The organism is Mesorhizobium sp. M0047, assembly GCF_040323315.1.
Taxonomy (GTDB): domain Bacteria; phylum Pseudomonadota; class Alphaproteobacteria; order Rhizobiales; family Rhizobiaceae; genus Mesorhizobium.
Genome location: NZ_JAMYUW010000014.1, coordinates 107,032 through 120,744, shown reverse-complemented (window position 1 = coordinate 120,744; position 13,713 = coordinate 107,032). Strand labels below are relative to the sequence as shown.

At 60.9% G+C, this 13,713-nt stretch carries 12 protein-coding genes and 3 pseudogenes; 4 read left to right on the top strand and 11 right to left on the bottom strand.

Annotation, left to right across the window (positions count from 1 at the left end; all coding sequences use genetic code 11):
- Window positions 1–5: 5 nt before the first annotated feature.
- The 5 genes from NKJ89_RS16145 to NKJ89_RS16125 form a co-directional block, all read right to left on the bottom strand.
- Entirely contained in the window at window positions 6–5,093 is a 5,088-nt protein-coding gene (locus NKJ89_RS16145) for a helicase-like domain-containing protein (protein WP_352603804.1), read from the bottom strand.
- 86 nt (window positions 5,094–5,179) lie between these two features.
- On the bottom strand, window positions 5,180–5,578 hold the full coding sequence (locus NKJ89_RS16140) for a DUF3085 domain-containing protein (protein ID WP_352603802.1): 399 nt from the start codon (window positions 5,576–5,578) through the stop codon (window positions 5,180–5,182).
- 10 nt (window positions 5,579–5,588) lie between these two features.
- Window positions 5,589–6,194 carry a DUF1419 domain-containing protein gene (locus tag NKJ89_RS16135; protein ID WP_352492053.1) on the bottom strand — a complete coding sequence of 202 codons (606 nt, stop codon included), beginning with the start codon at window positions 6,192–6,194 and terminating at the stop codon, window positions 5,589–5,591.
- A gap of 336 nt (window positions 6,195–6,530) precedes the next feature.
- A complete protein-coding gene (locus NKJ89_RS16130; protein ID WP_352603800.1) occupies window positions 6,531–7,430 on the bottom strand; it encodes a DUF3991 and toprim domain-containing protein in 900 nt (299 codons plus the stop codon).
- A 181-nt stretch (window positions 7,431–7,611) separates the two neighbouring features.
- Entirely contained in the window at window positions 7,612–7,800 is a 189-nt protein-coding gene (locus NKJ89_RS16125; RefSeq protein WP_352603798.1) for a hypothetical protein, read from the bottom strand.
- Window positions 7,801–8,415: 615 nt separating this feature from the next.
- On the opposite strand from NKJ89_RS16125, the pseudogene NKJ89_RS16120 reads away from it, so the two are divergent.
- Window positions 8,416–8,628, top strand: a pseudogene (locus NKJ89_RS16120) (MucR family transcriptional regulator); the annotation flags it as partial.
- Window positions 8,629–8,776: 148 nt separating this feature from the next.
- Here the strand turns inward: NKJ89_RS16120 and NKJ89_RS16115 are convergent.
- Window positions 8,777–8,973 (bottom strand): annotated as a pseudogene (locus NKJ89_RS16115) (cold-shock protein); the annotation flags it as partial.
- Between the two features lie 17 nt (window positions 8,974–8,990).
- Window positions 8,991–9,137 (bottom strand): hypothetical protein, encoded by a 147-nt coding sequence (locus NKJ89_RS16110; protein ID WP_352492056.1) that lies wholly within the window; start codon window positions 9,135–9,137, stop codon window positions 8,991–8,993.
- A 108-nt stretch (window positions 9,138–9,245) separates the two neighbouring features.
- Here NKJ89_RS16110 and NKJ89_RS16105 point away from each other — a divergent pair, with 108 nt between their 5' ends.
- Window positions 9,246–9,692 carry a hypothetical protein gene (locus NKJ89_RS16105; protein ID WP_352603796.1) on the top strand — a complete coding sequence of 149 codons (447 nt, stop codon included), beginning with the start codon at window positions 9,246–9,248 and terminating at the stop codon, window positions 9,690–9,692.
- Here the strand turns inward: NKJ89_RS16105 and NKJ89_RS16100 are convergent.
- The 3 genes from NKJ89_RS16100 to NKJ89_RS16090 all read right to left on the bottom strand — a co-directional run bounded on the left by NKJ89_RS16100 (window position 9,681) and on the right by NKJ89_RS16090 (window position 12,150).
- Entirely contained in the window at window positions 9,681–10,904 is a 1,224-nt protein-coding gene (locus NKJ89_RS16100) for a putative bifunctional diguanylate cyclase/phosphodiesterase (RefSeq protein ID WP_352603794.1), read from the bottom strand. The two genes, NKJ89_RS16105 and NKJ89_RS16100, sit on opposite strands and share 12 nt — an antisense overlap.
- Window positions 10,882–11,310: a hypothetical protein gene (locus NKJ89_RS16095; RefSeq protein WP_352603792.1), complete on the bottom strand. Its 429-nt coding sequence runs from the start codon at window positions 11,308–11,310 to the stop codon at window positions 10,882–10,884. Before NKJ89_RS16095 ends, NKJ89_RS16100 begins: the two co-directional genes overlap by 23 nt.
- A 552-nt stretch (window positions 11,311–11,862) precedes the next feature.
- The gene (locus NKJ89_RS16090; protein ID WP_352603790.1) at window positions 11,863–12,150 is read right to left on the bottom strand and encodes a hypothetical protein; all 288 of its coding nucleotides are present in this window, start codon (window positions 12,148–12,150) and stop codon (window positions 11,863–11,865) included.
- A 29-nt stretch (window positions 12,151–12,179) separates the two neighbouring features.
- Between NKJ89_RS16090 and NKJ89_RS16085 the strand changes: the two genes are divergently transcribed.
- Both NKJ89_RS16085 and NKJ89_RS16080 read left to right on the top strand, forming a co-directional pair.
- Window positions 12,180–12,422, top strand: coding sequence for a DUF982 domain-containing protein (locus tag NKJ89_RS16085; protein ID WP_352603788.1), 243 nt, complete (start codon window positions 12,180–12,182; stop codon window positions 12,420–12,422).
- Window positions 12,423–12,743: 321 nt separating this feature from the next.
- A pseudogene (locus NKJ89_RS16080) lies at window positions 12,744–12,954 on the top strand (MucR family transcriptional regulator); the annotation flags it as partial.
- 241 nt (window positions 12,955–13,195) lie between these two features.
- Here NKJ89_RS16080 and NKJ89_RS16075 read toward each other — a convergent pair.
- Window positions 13,196–13,408 (bottom strand): cold-shock protein, encoded by a 213-nt coding sequence (locus tag NKJ89_RS16075; protein WP_027038889.1) that lies wholly within the window; start codon window positions 13,406–13,408, stop codon window positions 13,196–13,198.
- Window positions 13,409–13,713: the final 305 nt, after the last annotated feature.

The following is a 13,713-nucleotide window of genomic DNA, read 5'->3' as shown; positions in this document are numbered from 1 at the left end:
GCCTGCTATGCGGCACGCCGGTCCTGGTCATCAATCGAAGATTCAAGATCGGATTCGATTTCCGCAAGCTGCCGGCGCTTCTCGGCCAGTTCACCAGAGAATCCGAACTCGCCGCCCTGACGCGAGCGATAGGAGGTGAGCCTGCGCTCGGCATCCTCAAGACGCTGGCGGTATTGTACCTGCTCGCCCTCGAAGCCGGCCAAGGCATGCTCGACGCGAGAAATCGCACCAAGCGGCGTGGTGGTCACCGGCAGCTCGATTTCATAATCGGCGCCAGTGCGCATCAGCATGGTGGCATAGCGGTAGCCGTCCTTGCCGAAGCGCTCGCCGGAATATTCGAAATCGAAGCCGCCGATGGAGGCGATAGTGGTTTCGCCCTCCTGCTGAAGCTGCACGAGAGTCAGGATTTCCTTCATCAGTGCACGACCGGCGCGTTTGCGCTGCGTGAACGCCTCGCCCCCGACCACCATGCTGAACCCATCGCCGGTCGTCGGCACGAGGCGCTCGATATCCTTGCCGACCTCGCCGATGCGCCGGGTCGCGTATTCGATATCGCGCTCGGCATCGCGGATCTGCCGCCGAACGGCGTGCTCATCATCAATGTGGGCCGCGCGCAGGCGCTCCAGGCGGGCAATGTCTGCCTCCAGACCTGCCTTCTGCATCAGACGTGGGTCGCCCGAGGCGATCGCTTTGGCAAAAGCGAACTGGTTGGCCTGCCCCTCACCCATATCCTCCAACCGCCGAATGGACGTGTCTCCGGAGAGGGCCGCCGCGATGAACCTGGCCTTGCGCTCGTTGTTCTGCCACATCTGGGCGTCCATCGATCCTTCCGTGGCGTAGGCGAAGATATCGACGACATCGTGCTGGTTGCCCTGCCGCAGGATACGACCTTCACGCTGCTCGATCTGGGAGGGAAGCCACGGCACATCGAGATGATGCAGCGCCTTGAGGCGGAGCTGCGCGTTGACGCCGGTGCCCATCGTGTCGGAGGAGCCGATCAGGAACCGGATTTTTCCGGCCCGCACATCACCGAACAGTCGCTGCTTGGCCTCCGACTTCTTGAAATCCTGCATGAACGCAATTTCCGATGCCGGAACGCCCCTGCGGACCAGTTCGTCCCTGATCCAGCGATAGGCCGAAAAGCCTCTGGTTTTCTCGACGCTGATCGTGCCGAGATCGGAAAAAATCATCTGCGCTGCGCCAGGAAGCTCGAACGGCTTGCCGTCGGCGCGGACATAGCTGCTTTGCGCTGTTTCTTGCCAGATACGGAAGGCATTGCCGATCAGATCGTTGAGCTTGTTGTCCGGCTCATTGTCATTGTCGGGATCAACCAGGCGCAGGTCGATAGCAGCGTGCCGGCCATCGGTGATAACCGACAGCAGGATGTCGTCACCGGCTTCTGCCGGACCGTCGCGTTCCTCGATCGCCTTGATGCGGGCGTCGAGCACCATCTGGTAGCGCTTGAAGGCCGCGGACGGCTTGGCGGTGATGATCTGACGCGCGCCGGTCGAAAGCGCCGGCACCTTCACATAGTCGCGAAGGTCTTGCGGCATCACCACATCCGCGAAGGAGCGGAACATTGCGATCAGCTCCGGCACGTTGACGAAGGTGGCGAAGCGCGTCACCGGCTTGTATTTGCCGGATGGCTGCAATTCGAGTTCAGTCGTGACGTCGCCGAAGGTCGAAGCCCAGGCGTCGAATTCGTGCAGGCCGCGCTGAAGCAGCGCCTCGTAACCGAGATAGCGCTGCACCGAGAACATCTCGCCAAGCGTGTTGGTGATCGGTGTGCCCGAGGCCAGCACGAGCGACCGGCCCGGATTCTTCGTCTCCACGAACCGGGATTTGACATAAAGGTCCCAGGCCCGCTCCGAGCCGTTCGGATCGACGCCCTTGAGCGTCGACATGTTGGTGGCGAAGCTGAGCTTCCTGAACTCCTGGGCTTCATCGACGATGATCTGGTCGACGCCGACCTCGGAGATGGTGAGCAGGGCATCCTTGCGGGTCGCCAGCGCCTCCAGCCGTTCCTTGAGCCCCTCCTTCAGCCGCTCGAGGCGCTTGCGCGAGACGCGGTCGTCGCTCTCGACCTTGGTCAGCAACGTCTCGTAGAGTTCCAGTTCGTCGTGGATCATCTGTTGCTCGAACGCCGACGGCACGCCGATGAAGCGGAAGGCGCTGTGGGTGATGATGATCGCATCCCAGGTCGCCGTGGCCGCACGCGACAGGAAGCGATGTCGCTTGTCCTTGGTAAAATTCGTCTCGTCGGCGACGAGGATGCGGGCGGTCGGATAGAGCGCCAGGAATTCGCGAGCCATCTGTGCAAGGCAATGGCCGGGAACGACCAACATGGCCTTGGCGATCAGGCCAAGCCGGCGCTGCTCCATGACGCCCGCGGCAATCGTCATGGTCTTGCCGGCGCCGACGGCATGGGCGAGGTAAGTCGAGCCGGCCGAGACGATGCGCCAGATGCCGCGCTTTTGATGCCCATATAGAGAAAAGGCGCCGGAGGCGCCTGGAAGTTGCAGGTGATCCCCGTTGAATCGTCGGGGCGCGATGTTGTTGAAGCGGTCGTTATAGACCCGCGCCAGCCGATCGGTCCGGTCGGGATCGGACCAGATCCAGTTCTGGAAAGCGGTCTTGATCTTCTGCAGCTTTTCCTTGGCGGCTTCCGTATCCACGACATTGAGCACGCGCTTTTCAGCCTGGCCCTCCTTCACCGTATCGAAGATCTGCGGCACCCGGCTGTTCAGCGCGTCGGCCAGGAGCTCGCCGGCATGACGGCGATCGGTGCCCCATTCGGACGTGCCGGCCGCCATCCATCCCAATTGCCGCGCCTCTACCGTCCACGATGCCAGCTCCGGCATATGATGGATCCTGATCTCGGCGCCCATCGTCTCCTTGACGAAGGCGGCAACATCGGCGGCGGGGATCCATGGTGCGCCAAGACGGGCGGTAATGTCGGAAGGCCGAAGATCGGCCGGCTGAACCTCGACCAGGGCACGGACATTGCGCTCGAAGACGGGGTCGAGGGCGGCAGCGGTTTTTGCGGCGTTGAGCTTGTCGCGGACCTGGCCGGAGAGATAAGCGTCGGCTGTTTGCCAGGAACCGGTCTCGGGATCACGGTAGACGGCGTCGCCGAGTTCGGCGATGACTGCTTCGGCATCGGCGTGCAGCAGCTCGGCGATCTGATCGACGTCGACATGGCCGCGTTCGTTGAGGACGACGGCAAGCGCATCGGCAGCACTTGTGATGATGGGTGCCGCGGGCGGCGCGATGACGCGCTCGGTGAAAATCGGACCCGGCCGGGCCGTATTGGTTTCGAGATCGTAGTCCTCGATGGAAGCCACCAGCCAGCAATCGGGATCGTCAAGGAAGGGCTGCAGGTTCGGCCGGCGATGCACTTCGCGGACCTCGCCGGTCTCGGTGTCCTCGCTGGTGGAAACGACGGTCGTGTTGATGGGGCCGAATGCCCGCACAAAATTCGACCAGGCGATGCGCAGCCTGACTTGGGCCGGCTTCCAGGGCCGGTCGAACTCCTGGGCCTTCAGGACTTCGCGCACGGCATCACGGATGGGGATCAATTTGCGGATAATCCGCGCGTGCTTTTCCGGCACGCCTTCGCTCGCCCTGCCCTTGCGTATGGTGATGGTCACGGCAGCGCCATCGATCATCTGCACGAGGGCGGTATTTTTCGCGACGAAGAAACTGCCCTCGCGCACGCCGGCGCCTTCCGGCAAGTCATCGACGATATCGGCACCGGGCTCGGCGTCATGATCAATCTCGTCCGGCTCGCCGTCATAAATGGCATCCGGAAGGAGGAAGATCGCTGCGGTGAGCGCCCGCTCCAGATCGACACCGGGATGGGGCAGGCAGGAATAGGCCTCGCCGTAGGGCCCCGGGACAGTGGCATGGGTGCCGAGCACGAAATCCGGGTGGCGCGCCAACCAGCGGTTCACGCGGATCGCGCTCTCATCCTCCGTCGCGGCCCGAACTTCTTCGGTCTCGAGCCATGACAGGTCGCCCTCTGGCTCGCCGATGTTGCGCTTGCGGAAGAACAGGATGTCGACCACGACATCCGTCCCGGCGTCGGCCCGGAAACTGCCCTCGGGCAGGCGGATGGCGGCAATCAGGTCAGCGGTCTTCGCGATATGCTCGCGCGCGGTCGTGTCCGCCTTATCAAGCGTGCCGCAGCTGGTCACAAAGGCGGCGAATGCCCCCGGCTTCAACAGGTCGACGGAGCGCGCGATAAAATAGTCATGCAGCCGCAATGCCATCGACCGATATGCCCGATCGGAGCGCACGGTTCGATCCGAAAACGGCGGATTGCCGATGGCGAGATCGAAGCTCGCCGGCAGGTCGGTTCGGGCGAAATCGCCGGCTATGATCCGCGCTTGCGGCTGCAACAGCCGGGCGATGCGCGCGGTGACGGGATCGAGTTCAATCCCGGTGACGTGGGAGACGCCGCGCAGGGACTGGGGCATCAGCGCCGGAAACAGGCCGGTCCCAACACCAGGTTCAAGAACCCGACCGCCGCGCCATCCGAGACGCTGGAGACCTGACCAGATCGCCCGGATGATGAACTCAGGCGTGAAGTGGGCATATTGGGTGCAGCGTGCGAGCGAGGCATAGTCGATCTCGCCGACGGCATCTTCCAGGTCCGAGCCGATCTCGTCCCAGCCCTTACGGAATTCGAGCTCGCCGGGGCGGCGGAAGACACCATTGGCAAGGTCGGACGCGCCGAAGCCGGTGAACCGGATCAGCCGCTCCTGCTCCTCACGCGTGGCAGGACGCTCATCGGCCTCGATCTCGGCGGCGAGCCTGATCGAAGCGATGTTGTCGCGGGCCCGATCTTTCCAGCCACGGGCCAGCCCACGATCGCCGGCAAGATGAAAGTTCAGTCCATGAACCCGTCGAGGCTTCGACGTCGGTTGGATGGCTGCAACCGCCGGCGTGACCGGCGAAGGCGCGGAAGAATCGGGATCATCTTCATCGCCCGGCCCGCAGTCAGCCGCGAAGGCCGTGACGCCAAGGCCAAGGCCGGACGAAATTGCCGTGCTGCCGAACAGGTCGATGGTAAAGGGGTCGTCATGAGCCATGGAAAATCTCCTTGGATTTGAGGGCGAGCACGATCGGGCGGACGGCGTTGGCGTCCGCGTGAAAGGGCTGGCAGGTTTGCTGGGGGTTAGCGGGCGATCAGCGAGAGCGAGACTTCGGTCTCGGTGAGTTGCACGTTGAGATGCGTGCAGCGAAGGTTGCGATCGAACAGCGGGATCAGTTGCTCGGCTTCGATGAATTCGATGCCGTCGTCGCCACCGAAATGGCGCTGCTTGTAGTGAAACCAGTCGGGGTTGCCGATCGGGTGGCATTCTTCGGAATAGAGGACGAGCGGGCGCTCGCCGTCTGCGAGTTTTCCGTTCGACAATAGGTAGACACCTTGGTCTCCAACCAGCCACAGGCCGGGGATCTCGCCCTGACCGGGCTTGAGGCCATAATAGGGATTGCGAAAACCGCCGTTGTTGGCGGCATCGGTTTTTCCGCGCTCGATGACCTTGCGAACGGCAAGAATGGGAAAAGTGAACATCGCATCCCCCTCACGCGGCAACGGCCAGGGGAAGGTGGCGCAGATGCACCGGCAGCTTCGCCGCGATCTCATCATCGGTGAGCTCGTCGAGCAGCTTCGGCATGGCGCCCTGCCGGCCGCCATAACAGAGCACCGTGCGCTTGCCGCAATGCTCCGGCAGCCAGCGGTCCCCGGCATAGCCACGGTACTCGTCGTGCGTGGCGCTCCAGATATGCTCCAGCCGCTCTTCGCGCGTCATCGCCTTCACCGGCCAGGTCTCGCGCTCGACGATAGCATCGCGCATTTTGGCAGGCGATCGCGCCACATTCAGATCGCAATAGGCATGGAAATAACGCGTTCTGCCGTCGATGCGCAGCGTGTAGAAGACGCTGGTAATGCTATCGGTAAGGAACTCGCGCAGCGCGAACATCTCGCCTCGCATCCAGAGCGGTGGCAGGATCTCCAGCATGTAGTCGTGCTCGACGGGGCCGACTTCGAACCACTCCCCGCTATAAAGAGATCCGGCATCGACGTGATCTCGTTCCGGGCGCTGCGCATGGCGATCGAACATGCGAAACATCTGCCGGCGGTCGGCGATGCCCTGGTAGACTTTACGATTGGGAAAAAAGGGGTTCATCCTCGGGCTCCTTCAGCCTTCGTCGGGCCTGAGCGCGCAGCATCCTCGTGGATGCCCATCATCTTCAGCCCTTCATGACCCCTCCCCTGCGGCCGCCTCTCCGCCCGGGCGGGTCAAGGGCCGGCGCAGCCGGGCGAAGCTTCACCCTTGCACGCGACCGGCGGGCATGCGGTAGCCGGGTTTGGTTTGATTTTCTTTTCTCCCTGCCCTCCATAACTTGGCGGTGCGAACCGGCTGTCATGGCTTCGTGGCCGCACCGTTTCGAGTTGACATGGCCATGGCAAATCCCGGGCCGGCGATCTTCGCTTCTGCGCTGCGGTTGAGTGATCGGCGCCGTCAGGCGGATGCCGCGTCCTGCAGCATCGCGTTCCAGTCTTCGGCGAGCGGCTTCAGCCGCTCGAAGTCACAGGCCACGTCGCCGGCAAGCTCACGCAGCCTCGACACGAATGCCTCGCCCTGCGGGTTGGCGTCGGTGGCCGCTACAAGCCGCCTGTTCGGGCTCCCCGCCAACATGCGAAGCGCTGTGTCCGTCGCCGGGGACCAGCCGCCGCCGGTGCTGGCATACAGCGTATCGCGCCGGATCCGTTCGATCGCGGCCAGGCTCATGGCGTCAATCGCCGCTTCGCTAACGCAGATCCGGGTGGCCTTTACCGTTCCCAACCGGAACAACACCTTGCCGCCTCCGGCCGCAAAGCCACGCCATTGCGGTCCGCGCTCCTCCCAGCCGGTGACGAGACCGGCCGCGTCGCTGTGGGCGGCCCACATGCTGCCGCGCGGGCCTTCCCTCAGAACGTTCTGAGCGATCGCAGTCGCAATGACCTGTTCGGGAATGTGCCGGTCATCGCGCAGATAGCGCCAGGTCGCCGACCCGCGCCACGGCTTGCGTCGGGCCGCCCATCGCTTCGGAACTGACTGGTCGGGTTCGGTCTCCCGAGACTGTCGTTTCCATTCCGGCTCGCTCGGCACGAACCCCGCAAGCGAGGCTACCTGCAAGAGGGCTTCCAGGAAATCGCCGCCATCCAGATGCTGTACCAGCGAATAAACATCGCCCTTTCGATCCGACAACGGGTCGAACCATCCCTTGCCATCATGGATGACGATGATGATACCGTTTCCACGACGGTATTTAACCGCTTTGCGAGTGCTTTCCTTGAAGTCGACCGTGAAGCCGCCGGTCTCCAGCACCGCGGCACAGCCGACCCGGCCGCGCAGCGCTTCTATATCCGTCTTTTCCATTTTTCTCTCCCGAGAGCCCTTCCGGCCGGTTTTTCTTCAAGTCAACTTCTTCCACACAATTCGCGGAACACTCCGCAACCGCCGCGAAGAGCAAAGGGCGCAAGGGCGCGGCTTTCGCCGCGGCGCAGCCTCCCTTGCGGCCTGCCGCTCGCAAGCGGGACGCCGTGGCATAGAGGCCAGTTCAATGAACCGGCCGGCCGCCTGTGTATGGACAGTATTCGCAGATCGCCTCGACCTCGTCGCCGTCGAGGTCTTCGGCAGGGAGAACGCCGTACTCGTTGTCATTGACCTTGAACAGGATGACCGGCGTCATCAGGGTGCGAGCGAGGTTCCAGGCGTGGCTCTGAGCGAGGCTGAGTTCGTGCGACATTTGTTTGGCTCCTTGGTCGCGGAGACCATTCCCCGCTCGACAGGCGCCCGTCGGGTCCAGCCGGGACCGCGATCATCGCGATGGCGAAGCCGTGAGCGACGGCACGCTTTGCGTAGTCCGACCCCGCAGCGGGTTGATCGGCAGGTCCGGCTGGAACAAGGGAATTAGCCGAAAGAGCGGGAAATGGGCTCTGCACAGAGCCAAGTCACTCGCCACGAAACCTCGCGGATTCATGACGGCAGTACTTGCGGCTGACTTACGCCGGCTTCATCAAGCCGTCTCCTGTACCGACGGCGCCGCCACGATAGTGGCGTCCGCACAAAGAATTCCATCCGGGCACACCATCCTAAGGGAATACGAGAGGCAACATCGAGCCTGATCTGGCTGACCGCCGATGTCGTTGTCGCCGAGGCTCGGGAGGTGAAGGCGCTGCAGAAGTCGCCTTTCCACGTGCCTGTATCCCGATCAAGTCACGCCCCGCTCGGTAACTGTGCTTTGAGACGCGCGCCGGAGAGTTCGAGGAGCGCGTTGCCAATTCTGACCCGGTCACGTGACCGCCACCGGCGGGCCGCCCAACTTGTGCACGACGGCGGGAGGGGCAGCCCTATAGCGAAAGAAAATCGCGTCAAATGGCGTCTGCCAGCGGATTACCCTTTGGTTGCGCCGAATTACGCCGCTGCGCGCTCGGCGTTGGCCAAGACCATGGGGCTCGGCCGCAAACGTAAAGAGCCGAAACGCCGACGCCGGCGAAGCGGACCAGCAAGGAGGTCACAGCTTGATCTCAGAAATCGAGGTTCGATCTGGGGCGCGCAGCTGCCATCGGCATAATCTCATCTGCCCGGAGTATGAAAGGTGGGGGCAAAACCCTGCCTTCCCTTCAAAAAAGCTATTCACAAGGAATTCGCAACGCCTTGCAGCAATGTGCTTCCGGCTTTGCGGTTTGGCCTGCCAGGACGGAGCAGAAAGTCAGCCGGCAGAGATTGCCAGCAGAGGACTTGCCGGTGGGCGGTCCTGCCCGATCTTAAAATTGATCTTCTGGCCGTCAGCGAGGGTTCGAGAGGCGCCGCGCGTTCGACAGCGGAAATGTGGACGAAAACATCCTGACCGCCATTGTCGGGCTGGATATCCAAACCCCTTGGTGCTGTTGAACCGCTTCACCGTTCCAGTCGGCAAATTCGCTAGGGTCCAATTCAACGGACCCGTCCTCGTTGCTTGCCGTCCGGGTCCACCGTCGCCGTCAGCGTCATTGGAAAAGTCCTGATACGCCCGGGAGCCGACAGGCCTGTGCCATCCGACGTCACGATCACGGTGCCGAGATGTTTTGTCAGTTTCGTCACGTGGGCTCTCCTGTGGTCGCGCACGAAGGATGAAACCACGTCGTCCAATTGTCGTTCGTTGCCGCGGCTGGTTATATGGTTGCCGCCGACAGTCAGAAGGGAGCTTCCATGAATCCGATCAGACAGATTCTCGACGTCCTGCTCCCCATCCGCCCAATTTCCGGCAAGAGCCCGGTCCGCTACAGGACAACCGCCCAAGCTCTTTCGTCGGCAATCCGGATCGCACGCCGCCGCAAAGCTGTCGATCTTGCTGCATCATTCGCCACTGGATCTATAATCGAGAATATCGAAAACAGTTCTTTGCCGTGGGACTTCCTGAAGGTTAGATCCCATGATGCTGCCCCGGAACCGACGCCTGCCCTGGCCAAGAAAACTCTTGGAAATTCCGATGTTCGCCGAGTGGCATCGTCTGCTATCAAGATGAAAGCAGACCGCATTGCCTCAGGAAAAATTGTTGCCGGGTGGCGTCCGTTACCTCACCTCATCACCGTTGGCGTACGAGAAAAAACCAGACCATCGCCGGCAAAGTACGGGTCGTGCCGTTCATGTATTTAGCTGCTGACCAAACGGCTTCGCAGCAATGCAAAGAATGTCGTCTATCCGGACAGGTTTCCCGATTAAATAGCCTTGAGCTTCGTCACAACCGACGCGGCGAAGATAGTCGAGCTGTTCGGGGGTTTCGACGCCTTCGGCCGTTACCTCAATTCGAAGCTCGTGCGCCAATTCAATCAGTGATCTCACAATCGCGGCGCAGTCCGCATCGGTGAGCATATCCTGGACAAAAGATCGATCGATCTTGAGCCGCGAAAGAGGCAATTTACGAAGATACGTCAGCGATGAAAAGCCAGTGCCGAAGTCGTCAAGGGCAACTGTGACGGATAGAAAACTCAACGATTGCAACGATGAAATAGCGTCTTCAAAATCGGAAATCAGCACCGATTCCGTGATCTCGACCTCCAGTCTTCGCGGCTCCAAACCGGCTTCAGCCAAGGTCGCTACAATTCCATCCAGCAAGGCCTTGTCCTTAAGCTGCACTGCCGACAAATTGACGGAAACCCGCAAGTCGCGCGGCCATTGAGCCGCGGCCAAGCAAGCCGTCTTGGCGGCCCAATGTCCGATGCTGTGAATCAATCCGGTTTCTTCAGCGATAGGAATGAACTCCGATGGAGGGATCGCGCCGAGGGTCGGATGCTGCCACCGCAGCAGCGCTTCAAAACCTCGGATGCGATCACTCCCGAGGTCGAGAAAGGGTTGAAATGCGAGCCAGAGCTGGTCGTTGGCGAGCGCGGATGCCAGATCGCGTTCAAGGGCATGGCGCCTTGCAGCAGCCTCATTATCATTTGCGCTGAAAAACTGGATGGAGCTCGCCCCGCGCGTCTTGGCCCTGTGTAGCGCGGTATCGACGCACCGCAGGAGCTGGTTGGCATCCAAACCGTCAGTGGGCGCCAGAGCGATGCCGATAGAAGCCCTGCAATATATTTCGCGCCCTCCGATCAAGAACGGCGCGCGCATGACATCTATGATCTGTTTGGCCAAGAACCTGATTTGATCTGGCCTGATATCGCGTGCAGCGATTATTGCAAATTCGCCGCCCTCCAACCTGGCAATGTCATCGGTCTCCCGCGTTAATTTCCGAATTCTCGCAGCCACTTCGACCAAAAGGGCATCCGCCATTGCTCGACCAAAGTAAGCATTCACCTCGTCAAAATTGTTAATGTCGAATAAAAGCAAGGCAAAGTGTTGGTCAAACTGCTTTGCGTCCGCCAACGCGCTCTCCAGCCGCTCGTTGAAGCTGAACCGGTTTGGCAAACTGGTTAGAACATCCCTGCCGAATGGCATTTTCGCTTTCCGCTTGCAGAATGAAGCGTTGGGTAAATTCAGACGCGTGAGCAAGCACTGCCCGAAACAGCGTGGTGGCGTAGCTTAATATCAGGATTGCGACGGGCAGATTGACGGCGCCTTCCATCCACACAATCGCAACCGCCGAACCGACGAAGATCGGCAGCGTATACGCGATGGCCGCAATGGGAATCGTGTAAAACGAGGCGGCACCGCCTGCGATCATCCCCGCGCTCAGGCAGGTGATGACGACCTGGGCTGCACTTGTTGCCCCGCCGAAGAACAGAATGGGAAGTGCGCCCCACCAAGTGCCGAACAGCAGGGCGTTCCGCACTAGGTTTCGCGTTGTCCGGCGAGACACTGATCTAGGTTTGACTGACTGAAACGATGATCTCGCTCTTAGGCCTACGAAACCAGCGGCGCCGATGAGGACACTAGCCCAAAGGATGGCTCGTTTGGTCGGGCGAGCCCCAAACCGCCATAACGAGAGTGGCCGCATTGAGTATGTTGGCAACCATGCCAAGAGGCGTGTTGCGGAGCACGATACTGACCTGCTCCGCTCTAATGCGGCCGGCAAGTGGTTCAATCGTCGAGGGCCCGCCAAAAGCCCGCAGGTCGCCGGCCAGAACGTCCCCGAGCCTTGCGGGAGACAGACGCTGCATCCCTCTTTCACCCCCCCTCTAGAGTAGTCGCTGCGTGTTGATCCCCTACCGAACAATTCGGCGAAAGTAAATTTCAACCGCAAATTTTGACAACCAAGTTCGAAAGCCCCGAACGCCCGCCGAACCTTTCGCGCCGGCCCGTAATGCCAGCCCTTCCTTCGCCCGGATCCGGTCGGAAAAGGATCGGCACTCGCGAAATTTTGAATTGACGGACGCTATCGGCGTTAGAAGCTGGCACCCAGAAAGGAAGGCTCGGGCTTCAGGAAATCCCGAGGCTGGGAGAACAAAGCGCGCAGCTTGTCATTGGGGGTCACCACGGCAACCTTGGCGCCCGCGTCGTAGAAGGCCGCCGCTTCACCCCGGACGCGACAGAATTCCGCTGTGCTTTCTTGCGCATCAAGGCCGGAACAGATAGCGGCCTGCTTGTCTTGAGATTGGGCAACTGCCAGTTCTGTTCTGGCCCTAGTCAGAAATGTATAAATTCTCCGAACGTCATGATACGCGAAAATCATGTCATGGTCGGAACTGAGAGTGTAATTGCATGTCGAGCAGGTTCGCCCGGCCCGTGGTGGTGCAAGTTGGCCGGCATGACCGTGAGCGCGTCATATTCGATGTGAACGACGCAGCCTCGATCCTGCTGCGGAGTTTCCCTCATCAGACGAAGAAGCGAAATATGGCTATGGATGCATGTCTTCAGGTTCTGCGTGGAGAAGCCCGGACGCCGGTAGCGAGACGGGCTTTCGTTGCAGCGGCGTTAGAAGCGAAAATTCTACGCAGCGACTGAGGTCCAAATTGATCGTAGCCCTCGATGGCTTCCAAAGTGACTGGGGGAGGCAGAGCTTCAGCCATCGCAGGGGTGACCAGGATTTGTGCAGCTGGCAGCAAGCAACGAGTCCTGCCGCCCTGGGGAACACCCGCCGTTCATCTGCTTCGACTCGACAACGGTCAGGAGGAGAGTCGGCTTCTCGATGAGACCGAGGATCTCGCGCCTTGGCCGGTGCATGAACTGGCCAAATCGGATACGGCTGTGGTACCCGGCGGTGGGGCTTGGAAATTGTTTACGATTATCCCCTCCTCATCGAGCGGAGAGCAGCGGCCGCTCGATCAGGCCCTGAAGCGCCGTCTGTCGACCCAGCACGGGCTGACGCCGGATGAATATCGCGCCAAATGGGGTCTGCCGGCGGATTATCCCATGGTCGCGCCGAACTACGCCGCCACGCGCTCGGCGTTGGCAAGACGATGGGGCTCGGCCGCAAACCAAAAGAGCCGGAAGTGCCTGGCCGACGAAGCGGAGCCGCAAGAAGGTCTCAGCCTGATCGCCGATCGAGCTTCGCCGTCGACGTAAGTCTGTGCGTTTCGGACTCAAGACAGAGAGCAAGGCCAGATATTGGGGCCAACGCATGTCCAAAAGCCTGGGTTGCTAAGCCAACTCGCACCCCTTGGCAGCCATCTGTTGCCAAAGGGTAAGGTCAGCCATGTGCTATCGCTCGTATCGAACGGTCGGCCGGCCATCCCGGCCTGCCGCGTCCGTCCGGCTCTTAAGGGAGTCAGCTGAAATCAACCAGCTTTGCTGAGATTGCCCGCGGAGGACTTGCCAGTCCGGCGGTCCTGTTCAATCTCGTAGTTGATTTTCTGCCCATCAGCTAGGGTCGAGAGGCCCGCTCGTTCGACAGCGGAAATGTGGACGAAAACGTCCTGACCTCCGTTGTCGGGCTGGATGAATCCAAATCCCTTGGTGCTGTTGAACCACTTCACGGTGCCGGTCGCCATATCTACGTATTCCTTCGTAACAATTGCAGTGGGGCCCGGCCGTTCTGCCAGGCCGGTTCCTTGGAACTTAGACGCAGCAAAGAAAAAATTGCAAGACCCGGCATTTTCGGATGACGTCACGACCGATTTTTCAGCTTAAGATAAATATCGCACCCTGCGCAATTGCTGCGCCAGCCGTGCGCCGGGTGCGTCGGCCAATGAGCGGCTGTGAACCGAACCTACGATCAATCCGGCTTCCTGCGTGGCGGAGCTGGATTTAAAGCAGGGAGTGGCTGCCGATCGATGGTCATGGTTACCGATGAACT

What these genes read in the sequence shown, in the direction of transcription:
- NKJ89_RS16125 (WP_352603798.1), bottom strand. Translation starts at nt 7,800, where the DNA reads ATGTCGCACGAACTCAGCCTCGCTCAGAGCCACGCCTGGAACCTCGCT.
- NKJ89_RS16140 (WP_352603802.1), bottom strand. Translation starts at nt 5,578, where the DNA reads ATGTTCACTTTTCCCATTCTTGCCGTTCGCAAGGTCATCGAGCGCGGA.
- NKJ89_RS16135 (WP_352492053.1), bottom strand. Translation starts at nt 6,194, where the DNA reads ATGAACCCCTTTTTTCCCAATCGTAAAGTCTACCAGGGCATCGCCGAC.
- NKJ89_RS16090 (WP_352603790.1), bottom strand. Translation starts at nt 12,150, where the DNA reads ATGATTTTCGCGTATCATGACGTTCGGAGAATTTATACATTTCTGACT.
- NKJ89_RS16085 (WP_352603788.1), top strand. Translation starts at nt 12,180, where the DNA reads ATGTCGAGCAGGTTCGCCCGGCCCGTGGTGGTGCAAGTTGGCCGGCAT.
- NKJ89_RS16145 (WP_352603804.1), bottom strand. Translation starts at nt 5,093, where the DNA reads ATGGCTCATGACGACCCCTTTACCATCGACCTGTTCGGCAGCACGGCA.
- NKJ89_RS16105 (WP_352603796.1), top strand. Translation starts at nt 9,246, where the DNA reads ATGAATCCGATCAGACAGATTCTCGACGTCCTGCTCCCCATCCGCCCA.
- NKJ89_RS16075 (WP_027038889.1), bottom strand. Translation starts at nt 13,408, where the DNA reads ATGGCGACCGGCACCGTGAAGTGGTTCAACAGCACCAAGGGATTTGGA.
- NKJ89_RS16130 (WP_352603800.1), bottom strand. Translation starts at nt 7,430, where the DNA reads ATGGAAAAGACGGATATAGAAGCGCTGCGCGGCCGGGTCGGCTGTGCC.